General features: G+C 34.1%; 18 protein-coding genes. 12 read left to right on the top strand and 6 right to left on the bottom strand.

Annotated features, from left to right (window positions below; translation table 11 throughout):
• The first annotated feature begins 72 nt into the window (after window positions 1–72).
• The 5 genes from NSQ69_RS17960 to NSQ69_RS17940 all read left to right on the top strand — a co-directional run bounded on the left by NSQ69_RS17960 (window position 73) and on the right by NSQ69_RS17940 (window position 4926).
• Entirely contained in the window at window positions 73–1107 is a 1035-nt protein-coding gene (locus NSQ69_RS17960; RefSeq protein ID WP_088290899.1) for a nuclease-related domain-containing protein, read from the top strand.
• Between the two features lie 124 nt (window positions 1108–1231).
• Window positions 1232–1801, top strand: a complete 570-nt coding sequence (locus tag NSQ69_RS17955; RefSeq protein ID WP_002167814.1) for a hypothetical protein — start codon at window positions 1232–1234, stop codon at window positions 1799–1801.
• 220 nt (window positions 1802–2021) lie between these two features.
• On the top strand, window positions 2022–3749 hold the full coding sequence (locus NSQ69_RS17950; RefSeq protein WP_088290900.1) for an S-layer homology domain-containing protein: 1728 nt from the start codon (window positions 2022–2024) through the stop codon (window positions 3747–3749).
• 166 nt (window positions 3750–3915) lie between these two features.
• Window positions 3916–4062, top strand: coding sequence for a BC1881 family protein (locus tag NSQ69_RS17945; RefSeq protein WP_002014405.1), 147 nt, complete (start codon window positions 3916–3918; stop codon window positions 4060–4062).
• A 108-nt stretch (window positions 4063–4170) separates the two neighbouring features.
• On the top strand, window positions 4171–4926 hold the full coding sequence (locus NSQ69_RS17940) for a sulfite exporter TauE/SafE family protein (protein ID WP_002137766.1): 756 nt from the start codon (window positions 4171–4173) through the stop codon (window positions 4924–4926).
• A 320-nt stretch (window positions 4927–5246) separates the two neighbouring features.
• Here the strand turns inward: NSQ69_RS17940 and NSQ69_RS17935 are convergent, their stop codons facing one another.
• Window positions 5247–5447 carry a DUF3903 domain-containing protein gene (locus NSQ69_RS17935; protein WP_002167816.1) on the bottom strand — a complete coding sequence of 67 codons (201 nt, stop codon included), beginning with the start codon at window positions 5445–5447 and terminating at the stop codon, window positions 5247–5249.
• 143 nt (window positions 5448–5590) lie between these two features.
• On the opposite strand from NSQ69_RS17935, the gene NSQ69_RS17930 reads away from it, so the two are divergent.
• Entirely contained in the window at window positions 5591–6004 is a 414-nt protein-coding gene (locus NSQ69_RS17930) for an NUDIX hydrolase (RefSeq protein ID WP_341099575.1), read from the top strand.
• 12 nt (window positions 6005–6016) lie between these two features.
• Here NSQ69_RS17930 and NSQ69_RS17925 read toward each other — a convergent pair whose 3' ends face one another.
• Both NSQ69_RS17925 and NSQ69_RS17920 read right to left on the bottom strand, forming a co-directional pair.
• Complete coding sequence (locus NSQ69_RS17925) at window positions 6017–6694, bottom strand: LrgB family protein (RefSeq protein ID WP_341099574.1); 678 nt, start codon at window positions 6692–6694, stop codon at window positions 6017–6019.
• Complete coding sequence (locus NSQ69_RS17920) at window positions 6691–7056, bottom strand: CidA/LrgA family holin-like protein (RefSeq protein WP_000872360.1); 366 nt, start codon at window positions 7054–7056, stop codon at window positions 6691–6693. Before NSQ69_RS17920 ends, NSQ69_RS17925 begins: the two co-directional genes overlap by 4 nt.
• Before the next feature lie 151 nt (window positions 7057–7207).
• Between NSQ69_RS17920 and alsR the strand changes: the two genes are divergently transcribed.
• The 4 genes from alsR (at window position 7208) to NSQ69_RS17900 (ending at window position 10891) form a co-directional block, all read left to right on the top strand.
• Window positions 7208–8116 carry an acetoin biosynthesis transcriptional regulator AlsR gene (gene alsR, locus NSQ69_RS17915; RefSeq protein WP_002128558.1) on the top strand — a complete coding sequence of 303 codons (909 nt, stop codon included), beginning with the start codon at window positions 7208–7210 and terminating at the stop codon, window positions 8114–8116.
• Between the two features lie 253 nt (window positions 8117–8369).
• Window positions 8370–8945, top strand: a complete 576-nt coding sequence (locus NSQ69_RS17910; RefSeq protein ID WP_033729852.1) for an FtsX-like permease family protein — start codon at window positions 8370–8372, stop codon at window positions 8943–8945.
• 94 nt (window positions 8946–9039) lie between these two features.
• On the top strand, window positions 9040–9951 hold the full coding sequence (locus tag NSQ69_RS17905) for an ABC transporter ATP-binding protein (RefSeq protein ID WP_002167820.1): 912 nt from the start codon (window positions 9040–9042) through the stop codon (window positions 9949–9951).
• Window positions 9944–10891: an ABC transporter permease gene (locus NSQ69_RS17900; RefSeq protein WP_002128553.1), complete on the top strand. Its 948-nt coding sequence runs from the start codon at window positions 9944–9946 to the stop codon at window positions 10889–10891. The genes NSQ69_RS17905 and NSQ69_RS17900 overlap by 8 nt, the downstream gene beginning before the upstream one ends.
• 22 nt (window positions 10892–10913) lie before the next feature.
• Here NSQ69_RS17900 and NSQ69_RS17895 read toward each other — a convergent pair whose 3' ends face one another.
• Window positions 10914–12074, bottom strand: a complete 1161-nt coding sequence (locus NSQ69_RS17895; RefSeq protein ID WP_002128552.1) for a M20 peptidase aminoacylase family protein — start codon at window positions 12072–12074, stop codon at window positions 10914–10916.
• Between the two features lie 88 nt (window positions 12075–12162).
• Window positions 12163–13071 carry an EamA family transporter gene (locus NSQ69_RS17890; protein WP_002128551.1) on the bottom strand — a complete coding sequence of 303 codons (909 nt, stop codon included), beginning with the start codon at window positions 13069–13071 and terminating at the stop codon, window positions 12163–12165.
• Between the two features lie 487 nt (window positions 13072–13558).
• Here NSQ69_RS17890 and ccdA point away from each other — a divergent pair, with 487 nt between their 5' ends.
• Both ccdA and NSQ69_RS17880 read left to right on the top strand, forming a co-directional pair.
• A complete protein-coding gene (ccdA, locus tag NSQ69_RS17885; protein ID WP_001152684.1) occupies window positions 13559–14266 on the top strand; it encodes a cytochrome c-type biogenesis protein CcdA in 708 nt (235 codons plus the stop codon).
• 90 nt (window positions 14267–14356) lie between these two features.
• Window positions 14357–14863: a CcdC family protein gene (locus NSQ69_RS17880; protein WP_002014224.1), complete on the top strand. Its 507-nt coding sequence runs from the start codon at window positions 14357–14359 to the stop codon at window positions 14861–14863.
• A gap of 551 nt (window positions 14864–15414) precedes the next feature.
• Here the strand turns inward: NSQ69_RS17880 and NSQ69_RS17875 are convergent.
• Window positions 15415–15846, bottom strand: coding sequence for a DUF2621 domain-containing protein (locus NSQ69_RS17875; RefSeq protein ID WP_002142746.1), 432 nt, complete (start codon window positions 15844–15846; stop codon window positions 15415–15417).
• Window positions 15847–15922 lie beyond the last annotated feature (76 nt).

Genomic DNA, 15922 nt, shown 5'->3' with positions numbered 1-15922 from the left:
TATTGATAACATAGTATAATGTAATTGATATATGTTTAAAAATAATCGGAAATGAAATAAAGGAGTAATAATATGGAGTATGTGCTAATAGGTGGGATTTTAATATTATTAGCTGTAGTGTTTGTACTGTTTTATAAAAATAAACAGTTAGAATCAGAGAGTCAGCAAGTAGAGTTTGAAAAGAAACAAGCGATTGAAACGTATGAAAATGAGATTGCAGCTACGATTACAGGGCATAAAGAACAACAGGATACTTTAAAGAATATGGAACAGAAAAAATATAATGATTTACAAGTGAATACAGCTAGAGAACTTGAAAATATGCGTATGATGAAAAATCAATTGGCTGTTCAACATAGTAAAGAACGTAGTGAAATGCAAGATAAGCATAGTAGTGAAGTACATATGTTTCAAAATTTAATTGCGGATTTACGAGAATATACCAAAAATGGTGCTGAAGTGAATGCGCATGAAATATTACATTATATGAAGCGAGGTTTCGTTGAGCAAGGAATAATACTAGAAGAAGAGTTTCATATTATACCGAACGTTTTTATGATACGCAATAAATATAGAGATAAACGTGACATAAATGATAATCGAATTCATCACCTTATCTTATGTAAAACTGGTATTTATCTACTTGAGACGAAAGAATGGACAGGGAAATTAATCCATGGCTTAACGAAAGAAAATGCGGGTATATATTCATTTATGATTGAGGAAATTGGTAAGTATCAACATGAAATTGAAAAAGAAGAGACATTTGAATTTATTACGGATGGAACTTCATTAACTTTGCAAGTAAGAAATGAAGGGAATCCAGCGTATAAAGCGAAAGTGCTATCCCAAACTTTATATAATTGTTTGGAAGAAATGCAAGTAGATATTGTAAAGGAAAAAGTAAAACCAATTGTATATTTTGAAAATGAGAGTGGAAAAGAAGTTATTGATCTTTCTAATGAAGAATTGCCGAGATTTAAAGATAGAGAGCAAATTGTAACGTTTTTCAGAAATGAAGTTTTAACAAGTAAAGTAATATATACAGCACGAGAACTACAAAAGATTAGAGATATGATTGGCCAGATGAATTATGTTGCGAAGTGAAAAATAAAGTAAAACTTTAATTAGTGGGGGTTTATGGGCAACCCGACTTCTACCCTTTACAGCCGAATTTTGAGGTGGGAGTCTAACTGCCCGCAAATAGCGGGATAAAGTAGGTGTTATTTGGGTGGAGAAAGGTAAAAGCTCTATATTGTGGGGAATGTTGTACATTTATTTTTGTTTGCATATATTAATGTACATTGCGTTTATTTTCGTTATTGATATGGTTCATGTGTCATTGAGTGTAATGAGTATTTTGGTGGTAGTAATGCCTTTTATTTTATTAGTTATTATTCAAAAGTCTATCTTACATGTTTCGGCAAGACGTGATAAAGGTAAGAAACAACTGTTCACTATAATGATGGTAGGTCTCATTCCATTGCTAGTATGCACCGTACAATTAAGTATAAATAAATACACTTCAAATTTTAATCAGGATCGGTGGTTAAATTATGAAGAAAAACGAGTACATATGGTAGATGACCTATTACAGGAGCATAAATTGATAGGGAAATCAAACGAGGAAATTACAAAATTGTTAGGGGCCCCTACGAAAACAAGCAGTTTGGAAACGGGAATTACTACACTATACTATCTTGGGAATGAACGTGGTTTCATTCCTATAGATAGTGAATGTCTTGTTTTGCAATTTGATAAAGATGGTAGAGTTATAGAGTATAAGGTACAACGAGATTGAAATAGTGAGAGGAGAAGCTATATCTTTTATAGCTTCTTTTCTATATTCCAATATAGAAAAAGTAGGCAAATAGTAGTCATTCCTATCTATACGAATGAGATAGAGTTTGTTATATTGTAAAGGGTTATTTAGTTTAGAAGTTTGCTAGATAGCCTTAAATATTTTAGATTAGGGAGGGAAGTTAACACGAATTAAGATATAAACGTGTTAAATAATTAGTATGAAAAAAGAATTTTATAATGTTTTAGCTGCATCAATTGTATTTAGTATGGTAACGATTCCAAGTTTTTCCTATGCAGACACAGTAGAAAAGACCGTAACAATTTCAACAGACGAGCAAGCATTAAAAAGTATTGAAAGCCATATGAAAGATGAAGATGGACGTGGAGAGAGCAAAGGAATAACAAATGAAGTACAAGGAGATTTTTTTGTACATATAATAGGTTCAGCATCTTTATTTGATTCTGCTGAGTTACAAAAAGCGACAGGTGTTCAGCTTTCTAATCAAGTAGTGAAAGCCGAAAAACAAAAAGGAAACGCTTACTATATACAAACAGAATCTGGAGCTGGGTGGATACAAAGTAGTGAAGGAAATGTAGAGGTTAAGGAAGTTTATCACTTGGCAAACGAAAAATTAGTAATTAATGAAGATACAGCTACATATTCCGCACCATTTAATTCATATAAAGACGAGAAAGTGTTACAACCGCAAACAATTATTGCAATTGGACAAGTTGGAGAGTGGTTCCAAGTCCAAATAGATAATGAGGTGAAATGGATTTATGCACCTTCAGCAAAATTTGAGGGTACAAAAGCATCTCTTATTCAAAGCACAACTCCAACTCGTACGAAACGTGCAGCGGTTATGTATACTGCACCAATAGAAGAGAAAACAACGGATATTTACGGTGTACCATTAAAGGAAATGATTGTACCAACAGGTAATGAAAATATTCGTCCAGGTTATGCGATGAAACCAAAATACATTACAATTCATGAGACAGATAATTATAGTGTTGGAGCAAATGCTAGAAACCATGCACAATATTTATACAGTCAAGCAACAGGAACGACTGATCGTTCAGCATCTTGGCATTTTACAGTAGATGATAAAGAAATTTATCAACATCTACCATTAAATGAAAATGGTTGGCATGCTGGAGATGGATCAGAAGGAACCGGTAACAGAGAATCAATTGCAATTGAAATTGCTGTCAATCAAGATGGTGATTATAATAAAGCTGTGGAAAATGCTCGCAAACTAGCAGCCTATTTAATGGGGGAATTAAATATTCCTTTAGAAAATGTAAAAAAACATCAATTTTGGAGCGGAAAGAATTGTCCGGCCATTATGATAAGGAATAATGCGTGGGAGCCATTTTTACAGGGAACGAAAGCTTATTATGATGCGAATCATAAAGATGATATAACTGGCGGTTGGTATGAAGCAGATATTCGTGAATTAGATAAAAGAGGTATTATGGTTGGAGACGGGAAGGGTTCTTACTGGCCAGAACGTCTTGTAACACGTGGTGAATTTGCGAATTTAGTTTCAAGATCATTGCAATTACCAGAGGGGAAATCGAATTTCAAAGATTTAAGCACAGCTCATCCATCGCTAGTAGATGGTATTAATCGTGCAGCTAGTGCTGGGATTATAAGTGGACGAGGAAATGATATATTTGCTCCGAATGATACGATTAAACGTGATGAAGCTGTCATTATGATTGATCGTGCATTGCAATTCAAAAATATTAAAGGTAATTTAGTTCCATTACCATTTACGGATCAAAATTTAGCGTATGATAAACAGGCGGTTCAACGTGTTTATGGGTTAGGTATCGTAAAAGGGAATGAGAATAATGAGTTTATGCCAAAAGGTTCTGCAACACGTGGGGAATCGGCAGCATTTATTAATAGAATGTTAAAAGTAATAGAGAGTAAATAATGGAAAGGCATTCGCTTTGGCGAGTGCTTTTTTATTTTTCAATATGTTATAGAAAGGTGATGTGAATTTTGACTGGAATAAGGAATGAAAGCGGAGGTGATGCATATATTTAGATGCATTGGGTAGTTTTTTGTAATTTTGTATAAAATGAAAAGGAGGTAGGACGGTGAAATCAATACCGACTGAAGTCCTGAGTAAGGAATTGATGGAAAGAGAAGGGGTTATATCTATTACAGTGATGGAATTTGAAAAGATAGAAGTGGCCGGAGTAGTTGTTTCTGGTCCAGCTGTTATTTTAATTAATCAAGATTAAGTACATATTATCAATAAAGAAAAGTAGTCAGAGCATCCGCTTAGGGTGCTTTTTGTTTGTATAGAAGTGTGTATATGATAGATAATTGGGATATTGGAGGGGAATTATGTGGCAATTATTATAACAATGTTATTAATGGGAGTTTTATTAGGATTTGTCGGAGCAGGGGGAGCAGGATTTATCATCGCGATACTCACTCTAGTATTCCATATCCCTATTCATGTTGCTCTTGCAACATCTTTAACTGCGATGGCATTTACGACATTATCTGGAGTAGTAAGTCATTACCGAGAAGGGAATGTTGTGCTTGTAATAGGCGGAGTTGTTGGGGGATTTGGCGCGATTGGTTCCTTTATTGGTTCAAAGTTTGGTTCGTTAATACCAGCACATCTGTTGCATTGGTTTACAGCTGGTATGTTATTTTTATCGGCAATTTTTATGTTTATTCGGTTGATTATGTTTCAAAAAAGATCACAGTCGTCTTTAAAAGGGCATAAAGAACTTTCGAAAGATAACGTGATTAAATGTATATTCCTCGGATTGGTGACTGGAATTTTAGCAGGTGCATTTGGTATTGGCTCAGCACCTTTTATCCAACTCGGATTAATGGTTCTATTAGGTTTAACAATCCGTCAATCTGTAGGGACGACAATGCTCGTTATATTACCAATCGCAATTGGAGGTGGGTTTGGATATAGTTCGGAAGGGTATTTAGATTATGTATTATTAGTACAAGTTTTAATCGGGACAATGTTAGGAGCATATATAGGAGCTAAGTTTACAAATTATGCACCTCGCATGCTTCTAAGGTTTTCGATGATTATGACACCAATATTAGCTGGATGTATGTTGTTAGTAGATTAAAGAGAATATATAGAAATCTATTAATATATTTTACGAATGAATTATGTAAGTAATTCATATTTCTCATATAAAAGGATTTGCTTTAATATAATGAGTATAAAGTTCGAGTATTCGAAGTATTACTTGAATTATATCCCTATCCCTTTTCTAAAAATGCGAACAAGTTTTGCCCTATTCTATTCAATAGTTTATTGTATAGAAATATATTGTTCGATGACCATTATGGAACGCACATAATGGGTAAATCCCGATCCTTAAAGAGGATGCCCCTAATCTTCATGTGAAAATATGATCGGATAAGAAAGCTGGCCAATTTATGGTCAGCTTTCTTTTTGTTCAATGAGTAAGTCTTCTTTAATTTCTGTTTGCAATAATAAAGTTTTTCCGAAGCGACGTTTACATTCAGCTCGTACTTTTTGAATGGCTAGTAGCTGAGAAGTAGCAGGCACTGTGACAATGGATTGCCGAGGTTTTCGGTTTTCTTCACAAAAAACACATTCCACAACATATTTAGAAATCATAATTTCATCCTTCCGGTTTGAATTTCTAAGAAGGGACTGCTCATGAAGTTGATGTAAACTTTCGGCATCTTTTTACTTATTTCCTCTTTTTTTTCAAAGGGGAAATAAAAAAGAAGGTGAATTTTAGTAGGGGAGGGATGTATATGGAGAGATGGATAGGTACGGCAGCTATTTGTATGAATGAAAGAAATGAAATTTTAATGGTATTGCAAGGAAAAGAAGGGGAAGAAAAAAGGTGGTCTGTCCCAAGTGGAGGACTTGAAAAGGGAGAAACACTAGAAGAATGTTGTATCAGGGAAGTTTGGGAGGAAACAGGCTACAATGTGGAGGTTGTAAATAAAATATACGAAAAAGAAGGTATTAAATACGGGATTCCGGTGTATGTTCATTATTACTTTGTTAAAAAAATAGGCGGTAATATGAAAATCCAAGATCCGGATGAGTTAATACATGAGATTGATTGGAAAGGGATACATGAAGTTGGAAAATTATCATTAGCTTTTCCAGAGGATTACGAGCTAATATACCGATATGTAAATAAAAAAGCAAGTGTGTAAATACTTGCTTTTTTAGTGTATCCAAGATAAGAAAAGTGGAACGATAACTAAACTAGCTCCAGCTGTTAAAAGCATTGATAAACTTGCAATTGTACCTTCTACAGGACCGATTTCAAATGCTTTTGATGTTCCGGTCCCATTCGCGCTAGTACCTAGCATTATACCTTTTGCGAGCGCTGTTTTAATACGGCATATGCGTATGAGTGTAGGACCGAATAACGCTCCAGTTAAGGCAGTTAATACAACGAAAACTGCTGTTAATTGTGACATGCCGCCAATCATTTCTGAAATAGCCATTGCAATAGGTGTTGTTACAATGTGTGGTGCTAAACTTTGTTCTATTGTAGAGTCAATTTGAAAAAAATTAGCTAGTAGTGCGGAAGTAATAACAGATAGAAAAGAACCGACAATGACATTAATTAAAATAGCAGTGCCGTGTTTTTTTAATAGATCAAAATGTTTATAGATTGGCCATGCGAAAGCAACTGTTGCAGGTTTTAATAATTCTGTTAGCCAATGATTACCAGATTCGTAGGTTTCGTATGGTGTATCTAATCCAAGTAATAAAGCTATTAAAATGATTGGGCATACAAGAAGGGGAGAAAGCAGACTCCAATTCCAGCGTTGATACATTTTTTTAGATACCCAATATGTGAATAGTGTTAATAGTAAACAAAGAAAGCCGATCATTGTGTTGATCCTTTCCGCTTTAATAGCAATTCTGTTAAAAGTCCTGTTACGAGAGTAACACAAAGTGTACTAATCACGATAATTAAAATGAGATCGATTCCATATTGTGATAATGTATCTTTGTAACGAATGACAGCGACTGCAGAAGGGATGAAAAATAAAATAAGTTCTTTTAATAAAAAGTCTGCACCGTCTTGTATCCATTCTTTTTTCACTATATTAAATTTTAATGAGATTAACAATAAAAAAATACCGATTATACTTCCTGGAACTGGGAGGTGTGCCTGTTTTGCAATCCATTCACCTGTCCAAGCGAAACAAAATAATAATAAAATTTGTCCGCTTAACTTCCACCATTTCATACAGTAACCACCTCTTTGTTTTTTACATAAAAATTGTAAAAAAGAATTAACAATTTCTACTATACGTTCATTCGAAATATTTGTCTAATATATAAATTATATGTTATTAATATATTAGATGTATTAATCGAAAGTGAAAAGGGTGTCCAAAATGGAATTACGGCATTTGCAATATTTTGTTGTAGTGGCAGAGGAATTACACTTTGGACGAGCAGCTGCTCGTTTACAAATGACACAACCACCGCTTAGTCAACAAATTCAGCAATTAGAAAAAGAAATGGGAGTTATGTTATTTTCAAGAACGAAGAGAAAGGTTGAATTAACAGAAGCAGGAGAAATGTTTTTAAAAGAAGTAAAAAAAGCGTTTGAACAAATTGAAAAAGCAGTAGAAGTTGCACAAAGTGCTCAAAGGGGAGAAGTTGGATCACTTTCAATTGGTTTTGTAGGTGCGGCGATATATGATATTTTACCGTCAATCGTCAGAGAGTATAGAAAGAAATTTCCGAGAGTGTCTGTAGCATTACATGAATTGTCCACACCGGATCAGGTGCATGCACTTCATGATAATCGAATTGATATTGGATTTTTACGTCCGCCAATTCCAACGCAATTACTTGAGTTAGAACCAATTCAAAAACTTTCATGTACGTTATGTTTACCGAAGGCACATCCTCTTGCTGAAAAGGACGAAATACATATCGAAGATTTAAGGGATGAACCGTTCGTATTTATTACGAGACCAGTATGGCCAGCGTTATATGATACAATTTTATCGCTTTGCCGTGATGTAGGTTTTAGTCCGCACATTGTACAAGAAGCAACGGAGTATCAAACTGTTATGGGGCTTGTAGCGGCAGGTATTGGAATTACGGTAATACCTGTATCCGCAAATAAATTGTATAGAACAGAAGTTGTATATAAAGAGTTATGTGATTCTAATTTTGTTGCAGAAATGTCAGTGGCTTATAAAAAAATGAATAACAATCCAGAGTTGTTAGAGTTTTTGAAAATTGCAAGAGAGAAAAAAAGGATTGAAGTGGAAGATGCGAAGGCTGAATAGTTGATGAAGTTACAGGGTAGTCATGATAATTAAGTTATATAAAGATTCACCTCATTAAACAAAAAACGGAAATGTAACTAAAGTGCATTTCCGTTTTTTGTTTTTTATTCAATGCTAAGGAGATCAATATGCGTGGTTTCTAGGACTAAAGGCTTAGTAAAGATTCCGATTGAAGTGCGATGTTTAAAATGTCATATTTTTATACACTAGTAGTATAGAATGCGTATGTTATGAAGCAAGGTAGGGGGAAATTATGTCTTTATTTCGGTTAGCGAGAAAAAATATACAAACATTTGCTGCCCAAAGGTTAAAACAATTTATGTGGATTGCTATGAATACAATGCTTTGTTTTTTTATGATATCATTCCGATTCAATGAAGTTGTAATAAGTAAAGCGGAATATACACCTATATTTGTAAAGTGGTTTTATGCTATGTTTCTATTTATAGTTTTTGTGTGTATTTTCATTACATATAAAATGACAGCTTCTCTTTTACAGAGAAGAAAAGAGGAGTTTACATCGAATGAAGTGATGCATATGACAGGAAAAGAAATGTTATGTTTATTATGTCAGGAGCAATTATTAACTTACGGAGGAGCTTTTGTTTTCGGATTAATTCATGGTATGTTATTTTTGAAATTATTTATTATTATTTTTATGAAAGCAGTAGGAATCCAAGGGATAACCAATGCACCGATTACGATGTATGCGTTAGTGATAACAGCAGTTGTTATGATAACCGTCATTATAATATCAATGTGGCAATGTTGTAGGTTTACACAAAGGTTAAAGGGTGAAAAGTCATATGAAACGAGGAGAAAGGCATGAGAAATCATGGCTTTTTCTTCATTTTACACATGTTATTAATCATGATACAGTGGGAAGAACTGAAAAAAAGAGTTAAGAAGAAAGGTTGTATGGAATGATAAATGAGCAAGCGATCGTAAAAGTTGATCGATTAACAAAGCGAATTGGTTCAAAGACGTTAGTAGAAAATATTAGTTTTGAAGTGAAAAAAGGTGAAGTAGTTGGCTTATTAGGACCAAATGGTGCTGGAAAAACGACATTAATGCGAATGATGGTCGGAATGATTCGTATGACAGAAGGAGAAGTATGGATTGATGGTCAATCTGTAAAACAGCAATTTGAAAAAACTGCTGCGAAAATTGGTGCTGTAATTGAGACACCAGAATTTTATCCTTTCTTAAGCGGCTATGAAAATTTAACATATTTCGGACGAATGAATGGGAATGTGACTGAAGAGCGTATCGATGAAGTAGTGCAATTGTTAGGAATGGGACAAGTAATTGACCGTAAAGTAAAAGCATATTCACTCGGTATGAGACAGCGTTTAGGAATTGCTCAGGCACTTATACATAATCCAGATGTATTAATACTAGACGAACCGACGAACGGATTAGATCCTAGTGGTATACATGAAATGCGGATGTACATAAAGAAAATTGCGCATGAACAAGGAAAAGCTGTTCTTGTTTCTAGTCACTTACTCTCAGAAGTTGAATTAATGTGTGACAGGGTTATTATTATTCAGCATGGAGAATATGTCGCAACACAAAATATTCAAAGTGATAAAAAGGAAGAAAAAGAAGAAATACATATACGTGTAGATGATGCGAATAAAGCGGCAGAGGTTTTAGAATACGATGTTTTAGTAAAAGAAAACGAATTAATTATAAACGTGAAAGATGAAGAAGTTCCAAATATTCTTCGTACATTGATGGAGAAAAACATTCAAGTTTATCGTGTATATGAAGAAAGAAAAACGCTAGAAGAGCAGTTTTTAGAATTAACAGGAGGAAAAGATATTGTTTAATTTAGTTTATAACGAGCTGTATAAAATATTTAAGCGAAAGCGAACGATTATTCCTTTTGCAGTTATTGCGGTATTAATTATTGGATTAGGATGGGTTACGGTAAAATATTTAGAGCCAGAAACAAAAGGGTGGAAAGCGGATTATACAGAACGCACTGTAGAAATTGAGAAAAAGCTCGGCATGAAAAAAGAGGATATTTTAACAGAAAAGTCAGGAGACGAGCTTGTAAAGGAATACCAGCTTAAAATGAAGCATTTAGATACGAATACAGCGCCAGCAAGTAGTTCTCCGCTTTCATTTATGAGAGATACAGGTTTTATCGTATTTCCAATTTTACTTCCGTTTATTCTCGTATATGCGAGTACGATTTTTGCGAATGAATATAGCTGGGGAACATATAAATTTTTAACAATTCGTCCAGCGAGCCGATTTAAAATTTTAACATCTAAGTTTTTGGCAATCGTTATATTTGCGGCATTATTATTTATATTTAATATGATTTTTTCCGTATTATGCGGGTTGATTATTTATAAATTCCAACAACCAGCTTGGGCTGAATTTGTCGTTCAAAATGGAAATATAATAAAACAAAATATTTTCGTAGAAGCAAGTAAATATTATATTTTATCTTGGTTACCAACTCTTGTGTATGCTGCATTTGCCTTTATGATTTCCGTTTTAACGAGATCGAGCGGAGGTGCAATCGGGATTTCTTTATTTCTTGCATTATCAGGGGGAATAGCGCTAATTCCGGCAGCAAGATATGAATGGGCGAAATATTTATTACCAGCGAATACAGATTTATATGGGCTTTTAAAGGGTGGAAGCTTTATTGATGGAGTAACATTCCCATTTGCTTCTTGTATGCTTCTTCTATACTTAGCTGTATTTTTAGGGGTTTCCTATACTGTATTTATAAAACGAGATTTAACAGCATAAACAAAAAGCCGTTAAGGGTAACTTAACGGCTTTTTGTTTGTAATAATTGATGAATAGCTTCTTCGGCTAATAGGGCGAAATACTCTGCGCTAATAGGCAATGCTTTTTCATCTACTGTAAAAGCTGGATGATGCCATTCATGTGTACCACTTGTTCCCATAAAGACGAATGAACCTGGTATTTCTTGTTGGTAAAAAGAAAAGTCTTCTCCTGCCATTGATGGTGTAGGAGAGATAACGTTTAGATTCATTTTCTCTGCAATATGAATAGAAAAATCAGTGAGTACTTTATCGTTTTGAACAGCAGGAGGACCTGGATAAAATCGGAATTCTGTTTTTACACCTAATGCATCAGAAACGCCATTAATGATACGTTTCATTAATGCCGGAATCTTTTCACGTGTTTCAGCTTGGAATGTACGGACAGTTCCTTCTAATATTGCTTTTTCGGGAATAACGTTCCACGTATTCCCTGAATGAATGTTTGTTACACTTACGACAGCGTTATGAGAAGAACTAATATTTCGGCTTACAATCGTTTGAAGTGCCATAACGATTTGAGATGATGCAACGATAGGATCGACGCCGGCATCAGGCACAGCTGCATGTGTACCAACACCATGGATTTCAATTTCAAATCGATCAACTCCGGCCATTAGTGGCCCATCTTTAATACCGATTGTACCTACTGGTAAATCAGGTTTATTATGCATACCGAAAATAGCTTGCACGCCACGTAAATGCCCAGCTTCAATAACTTTGCAAGCACCATTACTACTTTCTTCAGCTGGCTGGAATATAAGGCGGACAATTCCATTAAGAGAAGCTTCTTTTTCTTTTAATAAGTAAGCCGCACCCAATACAGCAGCTGTATGAAAATCATGCCCACAAGCATGCATTTTACCTTGTATTTTTGAAGTGTATGGAAGGTCAGTTTCTTCCTGGATAGGAAGGGCATCGATATCAGCACGAAGCGCTACAACTGGTCCGTTTTTATTACCAGAAATTTCAGCGATAACTCCTGTTTCTAAATTGGAATCAATAATAGTGATATTGGCCTCGTCTAACCAATTTTTTATCGCTTTTGTCGTTTCAAATTCTTCGTATGATAGTTCTGGATTTTCATGTAAATGCCGACGAATGGAAATAAGTTTTTCTGTTAATTGATCAGGAATAGATGCCACTTATTATGCCCTCTTTCTTAAGTGAAGTATTTGTATTAATTATACAATAATAAAAGAGAGGATTTTCAAATGAAAATCCTCTCTCGTTTTATGCTGCAACTTTTTTATGAGTATGCTGTTTTCGATAACGCCCACGCATTGCGTATGCAATTTGCGGGATTGCGATACCGATTAAAATAAGTGATACACCGAACCATTGTGAAGATAGTACAGCTTCTTTTAAAACGAATACAGACATAATAGTTGTAACTGGTAGTTCTGCTGCACCAAGAATAGTTGCTAATCCAGAACCGATTTTTGGAATGCCAATTGTAAAGGCAATGGACGGAATAACGATACTAAATATTCCTAATCCTAAGCCGTATTTCCAAAGGCCTTGAGAGATCGCCCCGTTAAAAATAAATGTTGGCGGGAATACGATCATGACTAAAGTTAAAGCGCCAGCCATTAAAAGGACACCACGTGGTAAAGAAGGTACTTCAACGGCAACTTTCCCGCTTACGAAAATGTATGTTGCAAATGTAATAGCAGATAATAAGCCTAAAATGATTCCAGTCGTATCGAAATCACCAGCTGATGTTTCTAATAACCCACTTGATAAAAATGTACCTGCAAGTAAGAAGATTACTGAAATAACTTTTTCTCTTGAAGGTAATGTTTTTGTTGCGACTGCTTCAATGATAATTCCAACCCAAACGAACTGGAATAAAAGTATAATTGCAATAGAAGCTGGTACAGTTTTTAAAGAAGCGTAATAAAAAATTCCAGTAAAACTTGCAGACGTTCCTGCGACGAATAAAATTAACATTTGTTTTAGTGGAACACGATGTCTAGAAAATAGAAGTGTAATAGCAAGTAAAATAATCCAACCGAACAAATACTGGCTACCAATTACCTCTCCAAGTGAAAACCCTTCTGCATATGCAAGTTTAACAAAAATAGCTAAAACCCCATAACTACACGCTCCTAATAAAACTAAAAGAGAATAACGAAGCATGAAAAATTCCTCCCATCTATATGAAATTGTTCCGTAACGGACATATATAACTAGAGGGAAGTATACAAAATTAAAAATGAAGGGTCAAATGAAAGAAAAGTGCAAAATTTTATAGAATAATAATAAAAGTATGATATTTATGCATAATCTTGAAATTAATAATAATTAAAGTATTGTAAAATCAGCTTTATGTTGTATAAAGACAGCATTTGAAAAAAATTTTTAAGGCCAATAGGTGTGAAGTCAATTGTAATGTGCTAATCATTTGAGAAACTGTGGAACCTTTGTTATGTTAGTAACAATTAGAAAGAGTTTCATAATTCAATTGAGATTTTTCTATATAATAGAAGGGAATGAAAACGTTTTATTAGAAAATGTGTGAAAGGGTAGTTTTTCTTATTGTCATGTTGGAAAAGTGAATTCATGAAATGTCCATAGTATTTTTAATTGTTTTTGCTACAATATTGAAGAGGAGAGGAGTGGAATAATGCAAGATATTAGTATTTTTTTAGCGTTTGGAGCTGGGTTCTTATCATTTATATCCCCATGTTGCTTACCGCTTTATCCGGCATTTTTATCATACATAACAGGTATGTCGGTTTCTGAATTGAAAGAAGAAAATGCAATGCTTCGCAAAAGAAGTATGATACATACAGCGTTTTTCTTACTTGGTTTTTCAATTATTTTTATTGCAATTGGATTTGGTACAAGTTTTATTGGAGGCATCTTTACAAATTATAAAGATTTAATTAGACAGTTAGGCGGTATATTTATCATCGTGTTTGGTCTTATTATTGTCGGTGTGTTTAAACCGAAGTTTTTAATGCAAGACCGTAAATTTACGTTTAAAAATCGTCCGAGTGGTTATTTTGGTTCAGTTTTAATTGGATTGGCTTTTGCTGCTGGATGGACACCTTGTACTGGACCTATATTAGTGTCTGTAATTGGATTAGCTGCAACAAATCCAGAATCGGCAATGATTTATATGATTGCTTACATACTTGGATTTGCTATCCCGTTTTTCGTACTTTCATTCTTTATTACGAAAATGTCTTGGATTAAAAGAAATAGTATGAAATTCATGAAGATTGGAGGATACGTTATGATTGTCATGGGTATCTTCCTATATTTTAACTGGATGACGAAAATTATCGTATATTTCTCAAGTTTATTTGGTGGTTTTACCGGTTTTTAGTATTATTCTGTGAAAATGTTGGAAATACTAACGGAAAAGCATATAATAAAATTATATTTTGCATATAGCCACAAAAAAGGATGAGAAAATATGAACATAGTTCTGTTATCAAGTATCGTTGCTGTTTGTATGGCTGTCGGTGCGATGTTTATTCGTTTAAAAGCAGCTAAGAAACCTGCAACATTGAAAAAAATTATACTTCCCCCATTTTTTATGAGCACGGGAGCGTTGATGTTTGTTTTTCCTGAATTTCGATTAACTCCAGCAGAAATGTTAGAAGCAATTGGCGTCGGTTTGTTTTTCTCTATTTTTCTTATTAAAACATCTAAATTTGAAATTAGAGGACAAGAGATTTATTTGAAGCGTTCAAAAGCATTTGTTTTTATACTAATTGGATTACTTGTCGTGCGGATTGTATTTAAAACATACTTAAGCCAATCTCTTGATTTAGGACAACTTAGTGGCATGTTCTTCTTACTGGCGTTCGCGATGATTGTGTCATGGAGAATTGCAATGTACCGTTCCTTTACGAAATTACAGAAGGAAATGGAAAAAGAAGACGGTTTTTATAATGAAAAAGATATGAAGTTAACGTAAAGAGTGTTATATGTATAAAGAAACAACGTCTGATTAGACGTTGTTTTTTGTTAATCACTGAAAGGTAACTTCCTCAATTCTAGTTGTGATGTATAAATTGTCGACCATCGAAGAAGCAATTTAAGTTTGACGTTATGAATGGACCGATATAAGGAATACTATTTGGTTTGAAGTTTTATCACCGGTAATTGGTGGCTAAGTTAGATTAGGTTGGATCGTATAGGAGACGTTCCTTCATTAACAATTACTCCACTTGATGGTACTGATACAACATGAAAGTGGAATGTTAATGACGAAATTTCGCTTAGCTTAAGTGTCTTGAGCCGAATCTAATATTGCAAATATAAATGCAACAGGATGAATTGCTGCGAATACAACATATACCTCTGTAAATATTACAGGTACTGGTGATACGATTTATACGAGTGCTGTAGGGTTACAGATAGATTTAGCGAAAGCGAGATTAATTGCTACAAAATCAGTAACTGTAAGTTGAGCTTATAAAAAAGATTGCTATAAAATAGCAATCTTTTTTATAAGGAATAATGGGCTTACTTTGCAAGTAAAGTTTTATAGTTAGAATAATCAATCTCTTTTTCTTGTAGTTTCTTAATTAAAAATTTATGATCGCGCTTCGGTGTGGCAACGATATATCCTTGTATGATTAAATCTTGTGTAATTTTTGGAGCGTTTTCCTTTATTGCAAGTTCCCCAATTTTACCGGCAATTTTTGACTTAGCAACATCGCGAAATAATTCCGGAACGGGACTTACTAGTTCTTCTAACAATTGTTTTTGTTCGTCAGCCCATAAGTGTCTTGTTTTATTAATATAGTGATCTTCCCAATCCAAAATGGACATACCGTCTTCTTTCGGTAACCGTTTTAGGAATTTTCTGAACATGAAATATCCACCAATGGACATAAGCCCTAATAATACAACAGTCCAAACGACTATAAACCAACTAAACCATCCTTCAAGCAATTGTATGCCCTCCTTTAACGAAAGCAATATTTTGTATTTTATTTATATTATAAGCAATGAGATTCATAGAAAGCAA

This window comes from Bacillus sp. FSL R10-2201 (assembly GCF_038008665.1).
GTDB classification, from domain to species: Bacteria; Bacillota; Bacilli; order Bacillales; family Bacillaceae_G; genus Bacillus_A; species Bacillus_A mycoides.
This window is presented reverse-complemented; position numbering and strand designations above follow the sequence as displayed.

Excerpts from the sequence above, each read along its gene's own strand:
- NSQ69_RS17950 (WP_088290900.1), top strand. The coding sequence starts at position 2,022 with ATGAAAAAAGAATTTTATAATGTTTTAGCTGCATCAATTGTATTTAGT.
- NSQ69_RS17905 (WP_002167820.1), top strand. The coding sequence starts at position 9,040 with ATGATAAATGAGCAAGCGATCGTAAAAGTTGATCGATTAACAAAGCGA.
- NSQ69_RS17930 (WP_341099575.1), top strand. The coding sequence starts at position 5,591 with ATGGAGAGATGGATAGGTACGGCAGCTATTTGTATGAATGAAAGAAAT.
- ccdA (WP_001152684.1), top strand. The coding sequence starts at position 13,559 with ATGCAAGATATTAGTATTTTTTTAGCGTTTGGAGCTGGGTTCTTATCA.
- NSQ69_RS17880 (WP_002014224.1), top strand. The coding sequence starts at position 14,357 with ATGAACATAGTTCTGTTATCAAGTATCGTTGCTGTTTGTATGGCTGTC.
- NSQ69_RS17890 (WP_002128551.1), bottom strand. The coding sequence starts at position 13,071 with ATGCTTCGTTATTCTCTTTTAGTTTTATTAGGAGCGTGTAGTTATGGG.
- NSQ69_RS17920 (WP_000872360.1), bottom strand. The coding sequence starts at position 7,056 with ATGAAATGGTGGAAGTTAAGCGGACAAATTTTATTATTATTTTGTTTC.
- alsR (WP_002128558.1), top strand. The coding sequence starts at position 7,208 with ATGGAATTACGGCATTTGCAATATTTTGTTGTAGTGGCAGAGGAATTA.
- NSQ69_RS17910 (WP_033729852.1), top strand. The coding sequence starts at position 8,370 with ATGTCTTTATTTCGGTTAGCGAGAAAAAATATACAAACATTTGCTGCC.
- NSQ69_RS17925 (WP_341099574.1), bottom strand. The coding sequence starts at position 6,694 with ATGATCGGCTTTCTTTGTTTACTATTAACACTATTCACATATTGGGTA.
- NSQ69_RS17935 (WP_002167816.1), bottom strand. The coding sequence starts at position 5,447 with ATGATTTCTAAATATGTTGTGGAATGTGTTTTTTGTGAAGAAAACCGA.
- NSQ69_RS17960 (WP_088290899.1), top strand. The coding sequence starts at position 73 with ATGGAGTATGTGCTAATAGGTGGGATTTTAATATTATTAGCTGTAGTG.